This window comes from Blastomonas sp. 34TW (assembly GCF_059803595.1).
In genome coordinates this window covers 83590-98896 of record NZ_JAPFGW010000006.1, presented here as the reverse complement: position 1 = coordinate 98896, position 15307 = coordinate 83590, and the positions used below count along the sequence as shown (strand labels likewise).

The following is a 15307-nucleotide window of genomic DNA, read 5'->3' as shown; positions in this document are numbered from 1 at the left end:
CGAAACCCGCTTTTGCGTCAGCAACGATCAGCCCTGGCTGCGCTTGATCCAGTCGTCGACCCGGCGCTCGAGGATCGACAGCGGTTGCGAACCCGATGCGATCAGCAGATCGTGAAAGCCCTTGATGTCGAACTTGGGACCCAGCGCCTGTTCGGCCTTCTGGCGCAGCTCGACGATCTTGAGCATGCCCATCTTGTATCCGGTGGCCTGGCCCGGCAGCGTGATATAGCGCCGGATTTCGGAACGCGAGCGCTCGATCGGCTGGCGGCCGGTGGTGTTCATGTATTCGACCGCCTGATCCTCGGTCCAGCCCTTGGCGTGCAGCCCGGTATCGACTACCAGCCGCGCCGCGCGGAACAGCTCGGCATCGAGCCGCATGAAATCGGCGGCGATATCGGGGAAGGCGTTCATTTCCTTGCACAGCGATTCGGCATAGAGCGCCCAGCCTTCGCCGAACGCGACATAGCCGGTCACCGCGCGGAATTGCGGTCCACTCTTTTGCCGGACCTGAATGTCGCCTTGCATGTTGTGGCCCGGCACCGCCTCATGGCACATCAAAGTGTACTTGGCCGCCGGATCGGGCACGGTGCCGACCAGATGCACATAGGTGCGCGCCGGGCGCGCGCCATCCGGGCTGGGGGCAGAGGCGTGCGCAGCGCCGCCTGCTACTTCGGAGAACGCGGGTTCGCGGACCACCTCGATGCCATAGGCGGGCAGCGTGTTGAAATAGGGGCCGAGCAGACCGCGCGTGTGCTTCACGAACGCATTGGCGCTATCGAGATATTCCTTGCGCGCGGCATCGTCGAACTGGCGCGGCGGATTGAGGCGCGCGCGCTCGGCATAATAGGCGCTGCGATCCTTGAACCCGGCCTTCTGCGCCAGCGCATCCTGTTCGGCCTCGATCCGCGCGACTTCCGACAGGCCAATCTGGTGGATTTGTTCGGCGGTGTAGTCGGTCGTCGTGTTGAGCCTGAGCTCATTGGCATAATAGGCTGCGCCATCGGGCAGCGTCAGCGCGCCCACCTTGCCGCTCGGCGCGTTGGGCAGGCTTGCCCTGGCCCAGGCGATGACCCGCTCATAGGCGGGCTTGAGCGCGACGATCGCCGCGCGCGCCTCGGCCAGATGCTGGTCCGCAGCAGCGCGCGGCAGCTTGCCGGCACTGACCAGCGCCTCGGTCTTGGCCTTCACGTCGGCCCAGAGCGCGGCATCGGGGCCGTCGCCGAAAGGCGCGCCGCTGGTCAGCTTCTCGCTGCCCGCGATGATCGTTTCGACCTGGAATTTCGGTGCGCGGATGCCGGCTGCCTCGCTTGCCTTGGTCCGCTCGATCGCCACGTCGAGCACGGCAGGCATGCCCTTGATGCGTGCGATGTAATTCTTGAGGTCGGTCTCGTCGGCGATCGTGTGCGTGTTGATCAGGAAATCGGGCAGCTGGCTGTGCGCCGAGTAAAGCCGCGAATAGAAGGGCGGGCGATAGAGGCGGTTGGCATGGGACAAGGCGGCACGCTCGGCCTCCAGCTCCCAGATGTCGTAGTTGACCTGCGCTTCGGGCGACAGCTTGGCCCGATCGAACTTCGCCTTCATCCGCGCGACGCTGTCCTGCCGCCATTTGAGCTGCGCTGCGGCGGCGGCTTCGCTCGGGTCGTTCCACTTGTCGCCGCCGTCCTTGCGGCCGAGCCGCGTGGCGAGCTGCGGCTGCATCTTCACCCACGCCTCGAACTCGGTATCGAGAAAGGCGGTGAGCGCGGCATCCTGGGTGGTTTCGGCCGTCTGCGCAGCGGCATCACCGGCGATGGCGACCGAAGCGGGCAGCCCCAGGGCAAGCGAGAAGGCGGAAACGGCGAAACGAAGCGACATTTTCATGATGATTCCCCTTGGTTTGGCGCGGACCATAAGTGCATGATTGCAAACGGGGAAGCCCGTCTTCGACGAACGGTATACGAATGTCCAGCCTGCCGACCCGGCATCGCGGCATCGATCAAACCCAGTTTTATGGAAGTACCTTGCCGGGCGTGGCGATTTGACCGAGCTCAGTTCAAATGGGCGGATGCTGCATCCGAGAGCTTTTGCGCCACCAGGACGGCAGTAGGTGCACTGGGGGCTGTCGCGTCGGCACCAACGGCGGCAACCAGCGAAGGATCCTCGGCAAAAAGCGGCCCGCCGACCATGATGCCGATATGCGGGTTTTGCGAGCGCTTGCGGATCAGAGCGATAGTCTCGGAAAGGCTGTCGATCATCTGGGTGGAGCCGGCAGTAAGACCGGCAACTGCAAACCAGCGTGTCCTCGCGGCGTCGGCGATCTCCTCGGCGCACGCGGCCGTTTCGGTCTGCACCTTCCAGCCCGACGCTTCCAGAAACCGCTCCACCATGGTTACGCCGAAAAAATGCTGATCGCCGGGCGTCATGGCCATCAGGACAGTGCGCCGCATGTCGAGTGCATCGCAGACATGCGTGTCGTTGAACGCGGCGAGCAGCTTCTGCAGCCGTGCGACGCCGAGTGTCACGTCGATGAAGTCGCAGGCATCATTGTCCCACATCTCGCCCAGGTGCCGGGCTGTCGGCTCGAGCAGCTCGATGAAAAGCGTTTCCATCGAAAGCCCACGGTCGCGGAGCACAATCACATAGCGCACCGCCGCTTTGAGATCGTCGCCAAGAACAATGTCGGCAAGTCCCGCAATGTCGCCGCGATTGGGCGCCAGGACGGAGAGCACCGCCTCCACCGACGGCGCTTCTGGCACGATCTCGTCGTGCAGGCGCAGCAGCTGCGGTATCACCCGATCGGCGACCATCTGCGCAAGCTGGCTCTGGCGCAGCGCGAGGTCACCCCGCCGATAAATGTCCGGCGCAACGAAATGCGTTTCCAGCCGCCGCAAGCTGTGTCGATCGATCTGCGGGATCGGTGCCTGCGCGCCTCGCCCCATGGCCCTCTCCTATGCGTTCACTGCTTCGGAATTCTATGGACGAACAACATCATGGCCGGACCGGATTGTCGAGAACTTCCTGTTGGCGGAACGAACGACAATCATCAGCGGCTTGCGGAAAGCCGGAAACGTCCGACGTGCTCCAAGTCCGTGCATTTTTGGAAATGGTGAGCCCTGCTGGGTTCGAACCAGCGACCTACTGATTAAAAGTCAGTTGCTCTACCGACTGAGCTAAGGGCCCCCTGGGGGTGGCGCGAGGGTTGCGCCATCGGTGGCCGGGCGGACCCGGGTGCGGGCATCCCCCTAGTCGGGCCGGCCCATCGGGTCAACCCCGTGACGCACGATGGCAAAGCTGCGCGATGCTGAGCCCGGTCAGCGGGTCGCGCCAGTTTGGGGCGATCGTCGCGGCGGGGCGCAGCACGAAGGCGCGGGTGCGATAGGCCGGGTGCGGCACGATGAGCGGCGGGGAAGGGGAATACCAGCTGCCGCCCGACCACAGGATGATGTCGAGATCGAGCGTGCGCGCCGACCAGCGCTGACCGCGCCGCCTGCCGAAGCGCGCCTCGACCCGCTTGAACAGCGCCAGCAGCGCATCGGGCAGCAACGGCGTGGTGATGATCGCTGCGCCATTGGCATAGCGGCGCAGAGAGGGGCCGATCGGCGCAGTCTCGATCACGGGCGCGACGGCCAGGACATCGACCCCTTCGTTCGCCAGCGCGAGCAATGCGGCATCGAGCACCTTGCGTGGAGTTCCGATGCGATGATGACGCCGGTTAGATCCCAGCGCGATCAGAAAATGCTGCGTACTTGCCTCATCCATGCCCAGCGCCTAGCGCGGGAGCATGATGGAGTTAAGCCCCATTGCGCATACCGAACCCCCGGTCGATTGCCTGCTGTGCCCGCGCCTCGTCGCGCTGCGCCGCGAATGCCAGGCCAGGCACCCCGAATGGTGGAACGCGCCGGTCCCCGCCTTTGGCGATGCGAACGCCTGGCTGGGCATTGTCGGGCTGGCCCCCGGCATGCACGGAGCGAACCGCACGGGCCGCCCGTTCACCGGTGATTATGCGGGCGACCTGCTGTTTGCGACCTTCGCGAAGTTCGGTCTGTCGCGCGGCACATACCAATCGCGGATCGATGACGGGCTGGAACTCGAGGGCATTATCATCATCAATTCGGTCAAGTGCCTGCCGCCGCAGAACAAGCCGACGCCATCCGAGATCAACACCTGCCGCCGCTTCCTGTCCGCGCAGCTCGATGCGCTGCCCCAGCTTCGCGTGTTCATCGCGCTCGGCCGGATCGCGCATGACAGCTTCCTGCGGCATCTGGGGCTGCGCGCGGCTGCCTTTCCATTTGCGCACAATGCCCGGCACGATCTGGGCGACGGGCGGGTGCTGATCGACAGCTATCATTGCAGCCGGTACAACACCAATACCGGGCGGCTGACCGAAGCGATGTTCGAGGCGGTGTTCGAGCGCGCGCTGGCTGCACGCGACGAGATCACTCCGGCGGGGTGAGCGCGGGCACGTCCTTGGCCGCGTCCTCGGGCGAGATGCCCGGCGGCGGTGCGGCAGCGATCGTTTCCTGACGGCGCATCACCCGGCCCGCCCGCTTGATCGCGGCGCGCACGCGCGGATAGGTGCCGCAGCGGCACAGGTTGCGGATCGCGGCGTCGATCTCGGCATCGCTGGGATCGCTGTGCTTGCGCAGCAGCACGCTCGCCGCGATGATCATGCCCGGGGTGCAGAAGCCGCATTGTACCGCCTGTTCGGCGACGAACGCCTGCTGCACCGGGTGGCTGCGATCGCGGCTCAGCGCCTCGATCGTGGTGACATAGCGCCCTTCGACCTCGGCGATGCTGACCAGGCACGAGCGGATCGCCTCGCCATCGACCACGACCATGCACGCGCCGCAATCGCCGTTGCCGCAGCCATATTTCGTGCCGGTGAGGTTCGAGGCATCGCGCAGCGCCCAGAGCAGCGGCGTCTCCGGGTCGAGCCGGTACTGGACCGGGCGGTCGTTGACGGTGAACTTGGTCATGGGCTCAGCGCTTATCCGAGCCGCGCTTGCAAGTCACCCATCACAGACCGCCCGGATGCGGATCAGTCGCGCCAGCTCGGGTCGATCTTGTCGACCTTGCGCACCATCGCGGCAAAATCGGGCACGCCTGCGCCCATTGGCAGCTGCACCTGGCTGAGATCGCGCTGGTGCACCGCGACCACCTCGTCGGGCACGATGATCGGCTTGCCCATCGACATGGTGGCGAGCTGGATCTCGCACGCGCGCTGGAGCGACCAATAGGTGATGAATGCCTCTGGCAGGGTGCGGCCCATGACGACGGGGCCATGGTTCTTCAGCATCAGCACCCGCTTCCCGCGAACGGCCTCGACCAGCCGCGCGCCTTCTTCAGCGCGGACGGTGACGCCCTCGAAATCATGATAGGCGATGTTGCCGATGAAGTTGCACGCATAGAAATTGGTCGGCTGCAACCCGCCTTCGGTCGAACAGACCGCCATGGTCGCGGTGGTGTGCGTGTGGATGATGCAGTGCATGTCCGGCAGTTCCTTGTGGAACACGCTGTGCTGGGTGAAGCCCGCCTTGTTCACCGGATAGGGCGAGCCGTCGAGCTTTTCGCCATCGGAATTGATCTTGACCAGGTTGGAAGCGCAGACCTCGCTGAAATGCAGGCCATAGGGGTTGATCAGGAAGGCGTCTTCCTCGCCCGGCACCTTGAGCGTGATGTGGTTGTAGATCATTTCCGACCAACCCATCATGTCGAACACGCGGTAACAGGAGGCGAGCAGCTTGCGCGCTTCATGCTCCTCGGTGGTCATCTGGGGGCTCGGCTTCAACGCGGTGGCCATCACGCTCTCCTGTCTCTATCTTTGGTGGCTATGTGCAACCTGTATCGCATGACAAGCAACGCCGATGCAATCCGCCAGTTGTTCGGTACGGCGCTGGGTACGGTCGATCTGGGCGGGGCGAACCTGCCGCCGTTCGAGGGCATCTATCCCGATTACGAGGCACCAGTGCTGGTGGCGCAGGGGCAGGGCGCTAGCCTCGCGACGATGCGCTGGGGCTGGCCCCCTTTCGGCGAGGTCAAGCGGCCGATCACCAATGTGCGTAACCTGAACTCGCCGATGTGGCGCGGCGCGCTGCGCGATCGGGCGCGGCGCTGCCTGGTGCCGGTGACCGCGTTCTGCGAATATGGCGCCGCCCCCGATCCTGTCACGAAGCGCAAGCGGCAGCACTGGTTTGCGCTTGCATCGGGCGAACCCTTCGCCTTTGCGGGCATCTGGCGCCCGGTGGAGGAGGGCGCACGCTTCGCCTTTCTTACCTGCGAGCCCAATGCGCTGGTCGGTGCGGTTCATCCCAAGGCGATGCCGGTGATGCTGGCGGGCGACGGTCTGGGGCAATGGCTGCGCGCCGAATGGGAGGAAGCCGAGCGGCTGGTCGCACCCTTTCCCGATAATGCCATGGCCGAGCTGCCCCCTGTGTCGCCAACCGATGCAAGCGAGGCACAGCCTGGGCTTTTCGGCTGAAACGTGCCGAAATTCCTTGAAAATGCCGATGCGCGCTGGTATCGGCCCCGCGTGACCGACAGCCATGCGGCTGGCGTGCCCTGTTTTATTGGCCTTCTAGCTTTGGCTTTGCTGTCCGTTTTCCGCGCCCCTCGGCGTGGCGCGAGCGGGTTTGCAGGCCGTGAATCGAAATGGAGCTGACGTAAGTTTATGCAGATTCTCGTACGCGATAACAATGTTGACCAGGCGCTGCGGGCGCTCAAGAAGAAGCTGCAGCGCGAAGGTGTGTATCGCGAGATGAAGCTGCGTCGGCATTACGAGAAGCCCAGCGAAAAGCGCGCGCGTGAAAAGGCCGCTGCCGTGCGTCGTGCACGCAAGCTGGAGCGCAAGCGCATGGAACGTGACGGCGCGAAATAAGCCGGTTATAGCATCGCTAACCTGACGGGTCGGGGACGCCGATTCGTCGCAACGACCCCTGATGGGACTGGAAGGTGGAGGCCTTGCAGTGCTTTTCAGGGGTTTGTGGTACGATAACCGGAGGCTGCCATGTCCGTTACCCGCGTTCCCATCCCGCCGCTGGCCAAGGGCTCGCTGACCAAATTGTGGATCGGTGTTGCCGCCGCTGTTGCCATTGCGGGCGGCACGGCCTGGGCCGGCCTGCAGTCGGTGCCGCAATCGGCCGCCGGCTTTCTTGCCAGCAATGGCGATGAACCGGGCGTGGTGACCACCGAAAGCGGCCTGCAGTTCAAGGAACTGGTCAAGGGTAGTGGCCCTTCGCCGACCGATGCGGACGTCACGCTGATCAACTATCAGGGCACGCTGATGGACGGCACGCCGTTCGATGCCAACCAGCGGGTGCCGATGCCCGTTGCCGGATCGATCCCGGGCTTTTCCGAGGCGCTGAAGAAGATGCAGCGCGGCGGCAAGTATCGCCTCTGGATCCCGCCCGAGCTCGGCTATGGCGCGGAAGAGAAGAAGAATCCGCAGACCGGCGAAGTCGTCATTCCCGCCAACAGCCTGCTGGTTTTCGACGTCGACCTGATCGAGTTCATCCCCGAGATGCAGCTGCGCGCCATGCAGCAGCAGCTCCAAGGCCAGGGTGCGCCGGGTGGTCCTCCGGGGGCGCCGCCGCCGGGCATGCCGGGCAACTGATCTGGAAACACGAAAAAGCCCGGTGCCAACACCGGGCTTTTTCTTTGGCTTCAGTTTCTGGCGGTCAGACGCCTTCGGGGCGAACCGGCTCGAACGCGGCGACCATGTCCTTGAACCATTGCGGCACCGGCGCGGGGCGACGGGTCGCGATCGCGAAATGGACATAGCTGATCGTCACCACGGTGAGCAGTTCGTCACCGCGAAAGATGGCGCACTCGCTGGTCAGCGAGCTCGAGCCAAAGCGCTTGATGCGCACCGCGAGGTCGATGATGTCATCTGCGACGGCGCTGCCACGGAAATCGACATCGGCGTGGCGCACCATCATGTCGTGATCGGGACCGAACAGGTTGAAGCCGGTGCTCTCGGGCTTTCCGCTCGCCAGATTGAGCGCGCGGAAATATTCGGTGATGCCGACATCGGCGTACATCAGATAGTTCGCGTTGAAGACGATATTCTGCATATCGACCTCGTGATAGTGCACGCGCTTGGGCGCGATGCTGCGATAATGGGCGCGGATGGGCGCGTCCGACATGCTGTTCCCCTCTCTCGTTCTCGTTTCCGGATCGTCTGCTCCGCATACACAATGCTGGGCACAAAAAAAGGGGGGCATGAAGCCCCCCATTTCCCTGTTTTCAATCGGTTGGGTCTCTTGCCAACCTGATCGTGACCAAGCCCGGTCAAACCGTGATTGGATCAGAACTTGAAGCGGATCGAACCGCCATAGGTGCGCGGCAGGCTGGGATAGCCCGAGATGCTCTGCGACTGCGCCACCGAGTCGAACACGGTCGAGATGAACCGGTCGTCGAGCAGGTTGCGTGCCCAGGCGCTGATCTCGAAGCCATTGGTCAGCTCGAGCGTCGCCGACACGTTGACCAGGTCGGTCTGGCGACGGAACTGGCGGGCAATGTCCAGCGCGGGCTGGAAATTGCGGGTACCGTTCGGGTTGGTGACGATGAAGCCCGGCAGACCTTCGGCGATCTGCACGTCGCTTTCATAGGCATAGTCGCCGCGAACGGTGAACTTGGTGCCGCTTGCGAATTCATAGGTGTACGAACCGCCCATCGATGCCGACAGGGCAGGGATGCCCGCCGGGGTCGCACCGGTCAGATCGCCCACCGCCGAGTTCAGGAAGCTGTCATATTTCGGATCGAGATAGGTGAACGCGACGAACAGGTTGAGGCCATCGGTCGGGCGCACGCTGCCGTCGAACTCGATACCGAAGGTCGACTGCTTGCCCGCATTGGCGAGCGCGAAGCCGGTGCCGGTGAAGACGTTGCTCTGGAAGCCGCGGATCGACTGCTTGAACACGGTCAGGTTGAACGCGACCAGCGGCCACTGGGCCTTGATGCCGGCTTCATAGACTTCCGATTCTTCGGGACCCGCAAAGCGCGAACCGGTGGTCAGGTTCGGCAGCGCCAGACCGGCATTGCGGATCGGCGAAGCAGCCGGATTGTTGACCGGCGAGCCCGGGATGAAGTCGGTCGGGAACGGACGGCTGTCACGCGACAGGTTGAACGAGGTCGCCTTGAAGCCGGTGGCATAGGTGGCGTAGATGTTCAGATTGTCGGTGATCTCGTAGTTCGCACGGATGGTGTACGAGAAATCGTCGTCCTTGGTCCGGCCGCTTTCCACCGCGTTGGGGAAGTTGAGGAAAGGCGGCAGGAACTGCAGCGCGCGCAGGCCGAGCAGCGGGTTCACCGCCGGGTTGGTGTTGTTCGCACGGGCAAAGGCCGCAGCGCCCTGCTGAACCTGAGCGAATCCAGCGGGATTTGCCGCCGCGAAAGCGCCGATCTGTGCGGCATTGGCTGCACCGGGCAGGCCAAGAAGCTGGCCGACCGTGGTAGCGGTCGCCTGCTGCGTGATCAGCGTGTTGCCGATGGCGACGAAATCGAGCGCCGAGAACGGGTCGGTGCTGACGACGTTCGAACGGACGCGCTTCTTGTCTTCGGTATAGTTGAAGCCGAAGGTGAAGGTCAGCCGATCGGTCGGCTTCAGGTCGAACTGGCCGAACAGCGAGAACGCGTCGTTGCCATAGGTGAAGTCGTCGAAAATGCCCTGGCCCTGGCGGAAGAAGGTGTTGTTGGGCACGCCCAGCAGCGCTTCGACACCGGCGGCACCACCGACGGCAGGGCCGATCAGCGCGCTGGCATAGCCACGGAAGTCGCGACCGAACAGCAGGTCGTTGGTGAACTTGATGTCTTCGTTGAAATAGAAGCCGCCGAGCAGGAAGTTCAGCGGGCCGTCAAAGTCCGAAGCGACGCGCAGTTCCTGCGTGAAGGTGTCGATCGAGGTGTTGGCGAGGTTCTGGCCGATCAGGTCGGCGCTGGTGAAGTCCGAATCCTGATTGGTCAGCGAACGCACTTCGCGATAAGCGGTGATGCTGGTGAAGGTCAGCGCGCCGACATTCCAGTCACCCTGCAGCGAGGCGCCATAGTTCTCGATCTCGTTGGTCGAGGGGATGTTGTTGCGCACGCGATACGAGAACGGATCGGCCGCCTCGAGCGGACGCGCCTGGCCGCTGGCAGCGCGCAGCGCTGCGGTGATGGCCGGGTTCTCGCGGACATTGGCAGCGATACAGCAGTTTTCGTCGATCTTGTCATAATCGCCGATCAGGCGGAACGACAGGTCGGCGCTGGGCTCCCAGAGCAGCTGGCCGCGCACGCCCCAGCGGTCGCGGTTATTGAACTTCTGCCCCAGGTTCAGGTCGCGCGCATAGCCGTCGCGCTTGTTGATGTTGCCGGCGAGGCTGAAGGCGAGGGTCTCGCTGATCGGGCCGGTAATGTCGCCGCGCAGGATACGGGCATTGAAATTGCCATAGGTCGCTTCGACCTGACCGCCGAATTCGAACTGCGGACGCTCGGTGACGATGCTGATGATACCCGCCGATGCGTTCTTGCCGAACAGGGTCGACTGCGGACCGCGCAGCACTTCGACGCGCTGGATGTTGGGCAGGTCGCCGATCTGCGCAGCCGAGCGCGAGCGGTATACGCCGTCGATGAACACGCCGACCGAAGGTTCGATGCCGGGGTTGTTCGCGCCGTTGCCGAAGCCGCGGATGATGAAGTTGGTGTTGGCCGAGCTCTGCAGCTGCGAGACGCGCAAGCTGGGGACCAGGGTCTGGAGGTCGATCAGGTCACGAACCTGGGCGTCCTCGATGTCTTCGCCGCTGGTGACCGAAACCGCGATCGGAATTTCCTGCAGCGTGGTTTCGCGCTTGGATGCGGTCACGATGATGACGTTGCTGTCGGCGTTCTCGGCATCCTGCGCGGTGTCCTGCGCAAAGGCAGTAGCGGGCATGGCGAGCGTGCCGAGCGCTGCACCCGAAAGCAGAATCGTTTTCAGGCGGGTGTCGGTGATGATCATCGGGTGTTCTCCCCTAAAATGGCTGACAAGAACGGCCCCGTCCCAGGGCTCGTATGGCTTTGGGATGTCCTTATGACTGACACCCGACTGTCACAAATGAAAAGCTAGGAAACGCAGGCGATTCCGCTACCTGCGTGACATTCTTGCAACGCAATTAACCTTTGCCGCGACGTCAATTGCATCGGCGGCAATTGTGCGTCGCAGCATTCCGTTGGCGTAAAGCGGTAGGATCGCCCCAAATTGACGCGGACGTCAACCGATCGGGGCGCAGGCGTCCTCCAGCCAGGCCAGCGCATCGCCCTCTAGCTGCGGCGCTACCACCTCCAGCACCTTGGCATGATAGGCATTGAGCCAGCCGAGTTCGGCGGGGCTGAGCAGTTCGGGTTCGATGCAGTTGCGGTCGATCGGCGCGAAGGTCAGCGTCTCGAAGCCGAGCATGTCGAGCTCCGCGCCCTCGATCTCGAGCGGCTCGACCAGCACCAGATTCTCGATGCGGATGCCATATTCGCCCGCCTTATAATAGCCGGGCTCGTTCGAGCAGATCATGCCGGGGCGCAGCGGCTCGCCCTGGCCCCCGAATGCCGCAATGCGCTGCGGGCCTTCATGCACCGCCAGGAAGCTGCCGACGCCATGACCGGTGCCATGCGCATAGTCGACGCCATCGGCCCAGAGGAACTGGCGTGCGAGCGTATCGAGCTGGCCGCCGGTCGTGCCCTTGGGGAAGCGGATGGTGGCGAGCGCGATATGGCCCTTGAGTACCTGGGTGAAGCGACGCTTCATCTCTGCTGTGGGCGTACCGATCGCGATGGTGCGGGTGATGTCGGTGGTGCCATCGAGATACTGGCCGCCGGAATCGACCAGATACAGGCTGTCCATCACGATCGGCAGATTGGTCTCCTCCGATACGCGATAATGGCAGATCGCGCCGTTAGAGGATGCACCGGAGATGGTATCGAACGAGGTGTCGATCAGCTTGCCGGTCGCCTCGCGGAATTCGAGCAGCTTGGCGGCGGCCGAAAGTTCGGTCTCACCGCCTGCCGGGCCAGCGATCGAGAGCCAGTGCAGGAAGCGGCTGACCGCAGCGCCGTCGCGTGCCTGCGCGGCGCGATGGCCTTCGATCTCGGTCTGGTTCTTCATTGCGCGCGGCAGCACGCTCGGGTCGCGCTTGGCCACGATCCTGGCGCCCGCAGCCTCGAGCCGGGCGAAGATCGCCGCGACCGCGCGTTCGGGATCGACCGCGACGGCCTTGCCGCTCAGCGCATCGAGCCCTGCAGGAAAGGCGTCATAGCCATGCAGCGCGACCTGGTTGCCAAGATGCGCGCGCAGATCGTCGGTCACCTTTTCGGGGGCGACATAGAGGTCGGCGCTGCCGTCCTGATGCACCACGCCATAGGAAAGCGTCACCGGCGTGTGCGTCACATCGCCGCCGCGCACGTTGAACAGCCAGGCAACCGAATCGAGCGCAGTGATGACCGCAGCATCAAGCTTCTCGTCCGCCAGCCAGGCTGCGACATCGGCCCGCTTTTCGCCCGCATCCTTGCCGGCATATTCGAGCGCATGCGGCTTCATCACCGCATCGGGGCGCGCGGGCTGATCGTGCCATACCGCATCGACGGGGTTGCCTGCCACTTCCTTGAGCGACGCGCCGACCTTGGCCAGCTTTGCGCTCGCCTGTTTCACCCAGTCGCGGGTGTGCAGCCAGGCATCATAGCCGATCACGGCCCCTTGGCCGACATTTGCGCCCAGCCAGTCTGCAACGCTCTGCTGCGCGGTGCCGACATATTCGAACAGCCGTCCGTCGACCTGATCGCGCACCTGGATGGTATAGCGTCCATCGACGAAAATCGCCGCCCGGTCGGATAGCACCACCGCGCTGCCCGCCGATCCACCAAAACCCGTCAGCCATTCCAGCCGCTGCGCATAGGCGCCGATATATTCGCTCATATGCTCGTCACAGATCGGAACGACGAAACCATCCAGCCCCTGACGCTTCATTTCTTCGCGCAAGGCGGCGAGGCGGGCTTCATGGGTGGACATCAGCATGGCGGGGTATCAACTCCTTGCAAAAGCGGTTGGGCGGCAAGATAGAGACAATCCGTGACCAGCGCCAGTCTGGCGACCGGACCGTTCTGTCGTGATCCAGTTCGAAGGGAGCCGTACATGCCGATCCGACCCAGTTTCTCATCCGCCATTGCCCGCGCCGCGCTGGTGGCGGCAATGGCCCTGTCATCCCCCGTTCTTGCTAACGAAAGTGCATCCATGTCCGACACGCCCCAGCCGCCCATCGCCGATCAGCGGCCCTATAGCTACGAACGCCACGGCGTGACCGTGCAGGACCCGTGGCACTGGCTGCGCGACCAGGGCTATCCCAAGGTCGATGATGCCGATGTGCTGGCCTATCTGGAATCGGAGAACCGCTGGTTCGAAGCCGCGATGCAGCCGCACCAGGCGCTCACCGACGCGCTGTTCGAGGAGATGAAGGGCCGCATCAAGGAGGACGATAGCTCGGTTCCCCAGAAGGACGGCGACTGGCTCTACTGGGTCGAGTATGACAAGGGCGCGCAGTACAAGAAATGGTATCGCAAGCCGGTCGCAGGCGGCGAGAAGCAGCTCATCCTCGACGAGACCGAGCTTGCCAGGGACAAGGACTATTTCCGCCTCGGCGCCTTCTCGGTCAGCCCCGATGGCAGGTTGCTCGCCTATTCGGTCGACGACAACGGGTCGGAGCGGTTCGAGGCGCGGTTCAAGGATCTGACCACCGGCACCATCTTGCCCGATGTCATCCCGGGGACGCTTTCCAGCCTGGTCTGGACCGCCGATGGCAAGGCGCTGATCTATGGCCTGGCCAACGAGAACTGGCGCACCGACAACGCCCGGCTGCACGTGCTGGGCACGCCGCTGGACAAGGATGTCGAGCTGTACAAGGAAGCGGATGAGGGCTTCCGCGTCGATGTCGGCATGACCTCGAACGAGAAGTACATCGTCATCGCCACCGGCGACAACGAGACCAGCGAGATTCGCCTGCTGCCTGCGGACAAGCCGCTGGGCGAGCCGATCCTGGTCAGCCCGCGCAAGAAGGGCCGCGAATATGACGTCGAGGAGCGCGACGGCACGCTGTTCATCCACACCAATGATGAGCATGTGAACTTCCGCCTCGCCACTGCGAGCATCGACAATCCGGGCGAATGGACGACGCTCATCCCCGGCAGCGACGATTTTTACATGACCGACATGAACGCGTTCAAGGACTTCTATGTCATTGAAGGGCGGCGCGGTGGCCTCGATCAGATCGAGATCCGGGATTATGCCGACCCCAAAAAGGTCCAGCCGATCACCTTCCCCGAGGCGAGCTATTCCGCGTCATTGGGCGACAATCCCGAATGGGACATGAAGGTGCTGCGCCTCGCCTATGAATCGATGGTCACGCCCGACACCGTCTATGATTATGATGTCGCGACGCAGAAGCTGACCGTGCTCAAGGTGCAGGAAGTGCCCTCGGGCTACAACGCCGCCGACTACGAGACCGAGCGGCTGATGATCGCCGCGCGCGATGGGACGCAGGTGCCGGTCTCGATCATCTATCGCAAGGGCTTCAGGAAGGACGGCAGCGCGCCGCTGCACCTTTATGCTTATGGTGCCTATGGCTATGCGGTGCCGCCAAGCTTCTCGGTCACCCGGCTCAGCCTGGTCGATCGCGGCTTTGCCTATGCCATTGCACATATCCGCGGCGGCGACGATCTGGGCCGCAAATGGTATCTCGACGGCAAGCTGACCAAGCGCACCAACACGTTCAACGATTTTGTCGACGTCGCCAAGGGGCTGATCGCCAAGGGTTACACTTCGAAGGGCAAGGTGACAGCTAGCGGCGGCTCCGCAGGCGGCGAGCTGATGGGCGTGGTCGTCAACACCGATCCCGATCTGTGGGGCGCGGTCGTGGCGCATGTGCCCTTCGTCGACGTGGTCAACACGATGCTCGACGAGAGCCTGCCGCTGACCCCGGGCGAATGGCCCGAATGGGGCAATCCGATCACCGACAAGGCGGCGTTCGACCTGCTGCGATCATACAGCCCCTATGACAATGTGAAGGCCCAAGCCTATCCGCCGCTGCTGGTGACCGCTGGGCTCAACGACCCGCGCGTGACCTATTGGGAGCCGGCGAAATGGGTGGCGAAGCTGCGCGTCACCAAGACCGATGACAACGCACTGCTGCTCAAGACCAATATGGGCGCAGGCCATGGCGGCAAGTCGGGCCGGTTCGATTCGCTCAAGGAAACGGCCGAGGAGTTCGCCTTCATCCTCTGGCAGATGGGCATGGCGGGCAAGTAAGCGGGTAGGGGCCGGGGCAGGGCGGATGCG

Annotated in this window: 13 protein-coding genes and 1 tRNA gene; 5 read left to right on the top strand and 9 right to left on the bottom strand. The window is 63.7% G+C overall.

The genetic code is table 11. The features are described from left to right. Nucleotides 1-27: 27 nt before the first annotated feature. The 4 genes from OPU69_RS09680 to folK form a co-directional block, all read right to left on the bottom strand. Nucleotides 28-1860 carry a DUF885 domain-containing protein gene (locus OPU69_RS09680; RefSeq protein ID WP_498510656.1) on the bottom strand — a complete coding sequence of 611 codons (1833 nt, stop codon included), beginning with the start codon at nucleotides 1858-1860 and terminating at the stop codon, nucleotides 28-30. A 167-nt stretch (nucleotides 1861-2027) separates the two neighbouring features. After that, nucleotides 2028-2870 carry a cobalamin B12-binding domain-containing protein gene (locus OPU69_RS09675; RefSeq protein ID WP_498510654.1) on the bottom strand — a complete coding sequence of 281 codons (843 nt, stop codon included), beginning with the start codon at nucleotides 2868-2870 and terminating at the stop codon, nucleotides 2028-2030. Between the two features lie 213 nt (nucleotides 2871-3083). Then, nucleotides 3084-3159 (bottom strand) — tRNA-Lys (locus tag OPU69_RS09670). Between the two features lie 84 nt (nucleotides 3160-3243). Then, nucleotides 3244-3738 (bottom strand): 2-amino-4-hydroxy-6-hydroxymethyldihydropteridine diphosphokinase, encoded by a 495-nt coding sequence (gene folK, locus OPU69_RS09665; RefSeq protein ID WP_060977901.1) that lies wholly within the window; start codon nucleotides 3736-3738, stop codon nucleotides 3244-3246. Between the two features lie 22 nt (nucleotides 3739-3760). On the opposite strand from folK, the gene OPU69_RS09660 reads away from it, so the two are divergent. After that, a complete protein-coding gene (locus OPU69_RS09660; protein ID WP_498510652.1) occupies nucleotides 3761-4432 on the top strand; it encodes a uracil-DNA glycosylase in 672 nt (223 codons plus the stop codon). Here OPU69_RS09660 and OPU69_RS09655 read toward each other — a convergent pair. Both OPU69_RS09655 and OPU69_RS09650 read right to left on the bottom strand, forming a co-directional pair. Beyond that, nucleotides 4416-4955, bottom strand: a complete 540-nt coding sequence (locus OPU69_RS09655) for a (2Fe-2S)-binding protein (RefSeq protein WP_498510650.1) — start codon at nucleotides 4953-4955, stop codon at nucleotides 4416-4418. The two genes, OPU69_RS09660 and OPU69_RS09655, sit on opposite strands and share 17 nt — an antisense overlap. Nucleotides 4956-5017: 62 nt before the next feature. Next, on the bottom strand, nucleotides 5018-5779 hold the full coding sequence (locus OPU69_RS09650; RefSeq protein WP_060977898.1) for a class II aldolase/adducin family protein: 762 nt from the start codon (nucleotides 5777-5779) through the stop codon (nucleotides 5018-5020). Nucleotides 5780-5809: 30 nt separating this feature from the next. Between OPU69_RS09650 and OPU69_RS09645 the strand changes: the two genes are divergently transcribed. From OPU69_RS09645 to OPU69_RS09635, 3 genes are all read left to right on the top strand, one after another. After that, on the top strand, nucleotides 5810-6457 hold the full coding sequence (locus tag OPU69_RS09645; protein WP_498510647.1) for an SOS response-associated peptidase: 648 nt from the start codon (nucleotides 5810-5812) through the stop codon (nucleotides 6455-6457). Nucleotides 6458-6646: 189 nt separating this feature from the next. Then, nucleotides 6647-6853 carry a 30S ribosomal protein S21 gene (rpsU, locus tag OPU69_RS09640; protein WP_007688176.1) on the top strand — a complete coding sequence of 69 codons (207 nt, stop codon included), beginning with the start codon at nucleotides 6647-6649 and terminating at the stop codon, nucleotides 6851-6853. A 129-nt stretch (nucleotides 6854-6982) separates the two neighbouring features. After that, on the top strand, nucleotides 6983-7588 hold the full coding sequence (locus OPU69_RS09635; RefSeq protein WP_060977896.1) for an FKBP-type peptidyl-prolyl cis-trans isomerase: 606 nt from the start codon (nucleotides 6983-6985) through the stop codon (nucleotides 7586-7588). Nucleotides 7589-7652: 64 nt separating this feature from the next. On the opposite strand, the gene OPU69_RS09630 is transcribed toward OPU69_RS09635, so the two are convergent. The 3 genes from OPU69_RS09630 to OPU69_RS09620 all read right to left on the bottom strand — a co-directional run bounded on the left by OPU69_RS09630 (nucleotide 7653) and on the right by OPU69_RS09620 (nucleotide 12988). Then, complete coding sequence (locus OPU69_RS09630; RefSeq protein WP_060977895.1) at nucleotides 7653-8120, bottom strand: acyl-CoA thioesterase; 468 nt, start codon at nucleotides 8118-8120, stop codon at nucleotides 7653-7655. Between the two features lie 161 nt (nucleotides 8121-8281). After that, nucleotides 8282-10951: a TonB-dependent receptor gene (locus tag OPU69_RS09625; RefSeq protein WP_060977894.1), complete on the bottom strand. Its 2670-nt coding sequence runs from the start codon at nucleotides 10949-10951 to the stop codon at nucleotides 8282-8284. 252 nt (nucleotides 10952-11203) lie between these two features. Next, the gene (locus OPU69_RS09620) at nucleotides 11204-12988 is read right to left on the bottom strand and encodes an aminopeptidase P family protein (RefSeq protein ID WP_498510798.1); all 1785 of its coding nucleotides are present in this window, start codon (nucleotides 12986-12988) and stop codon (nucleotides 11204-11206) included. Nucleotides 12989-13210: 222 nt separating this feature from the next. Between OPU69_RS09620 and OPU69_RS09615 the strand changes: the two genes are divergently transcribed. Beyond that, nucleotides 13211-15277 (top strand): S9 family peptidase, encoded by a 2067-nt coding sequence (locus tag OPU69_RS09615; RefSeq protein ID WP_498510644.1) that lies wholly within the window; start codon nucleotides 13211-13213, stop codon nucleotides 15275-15277. The last annotated feature ends 30 nt before the right edge of the window (nucleotides 15278-15307 follow it).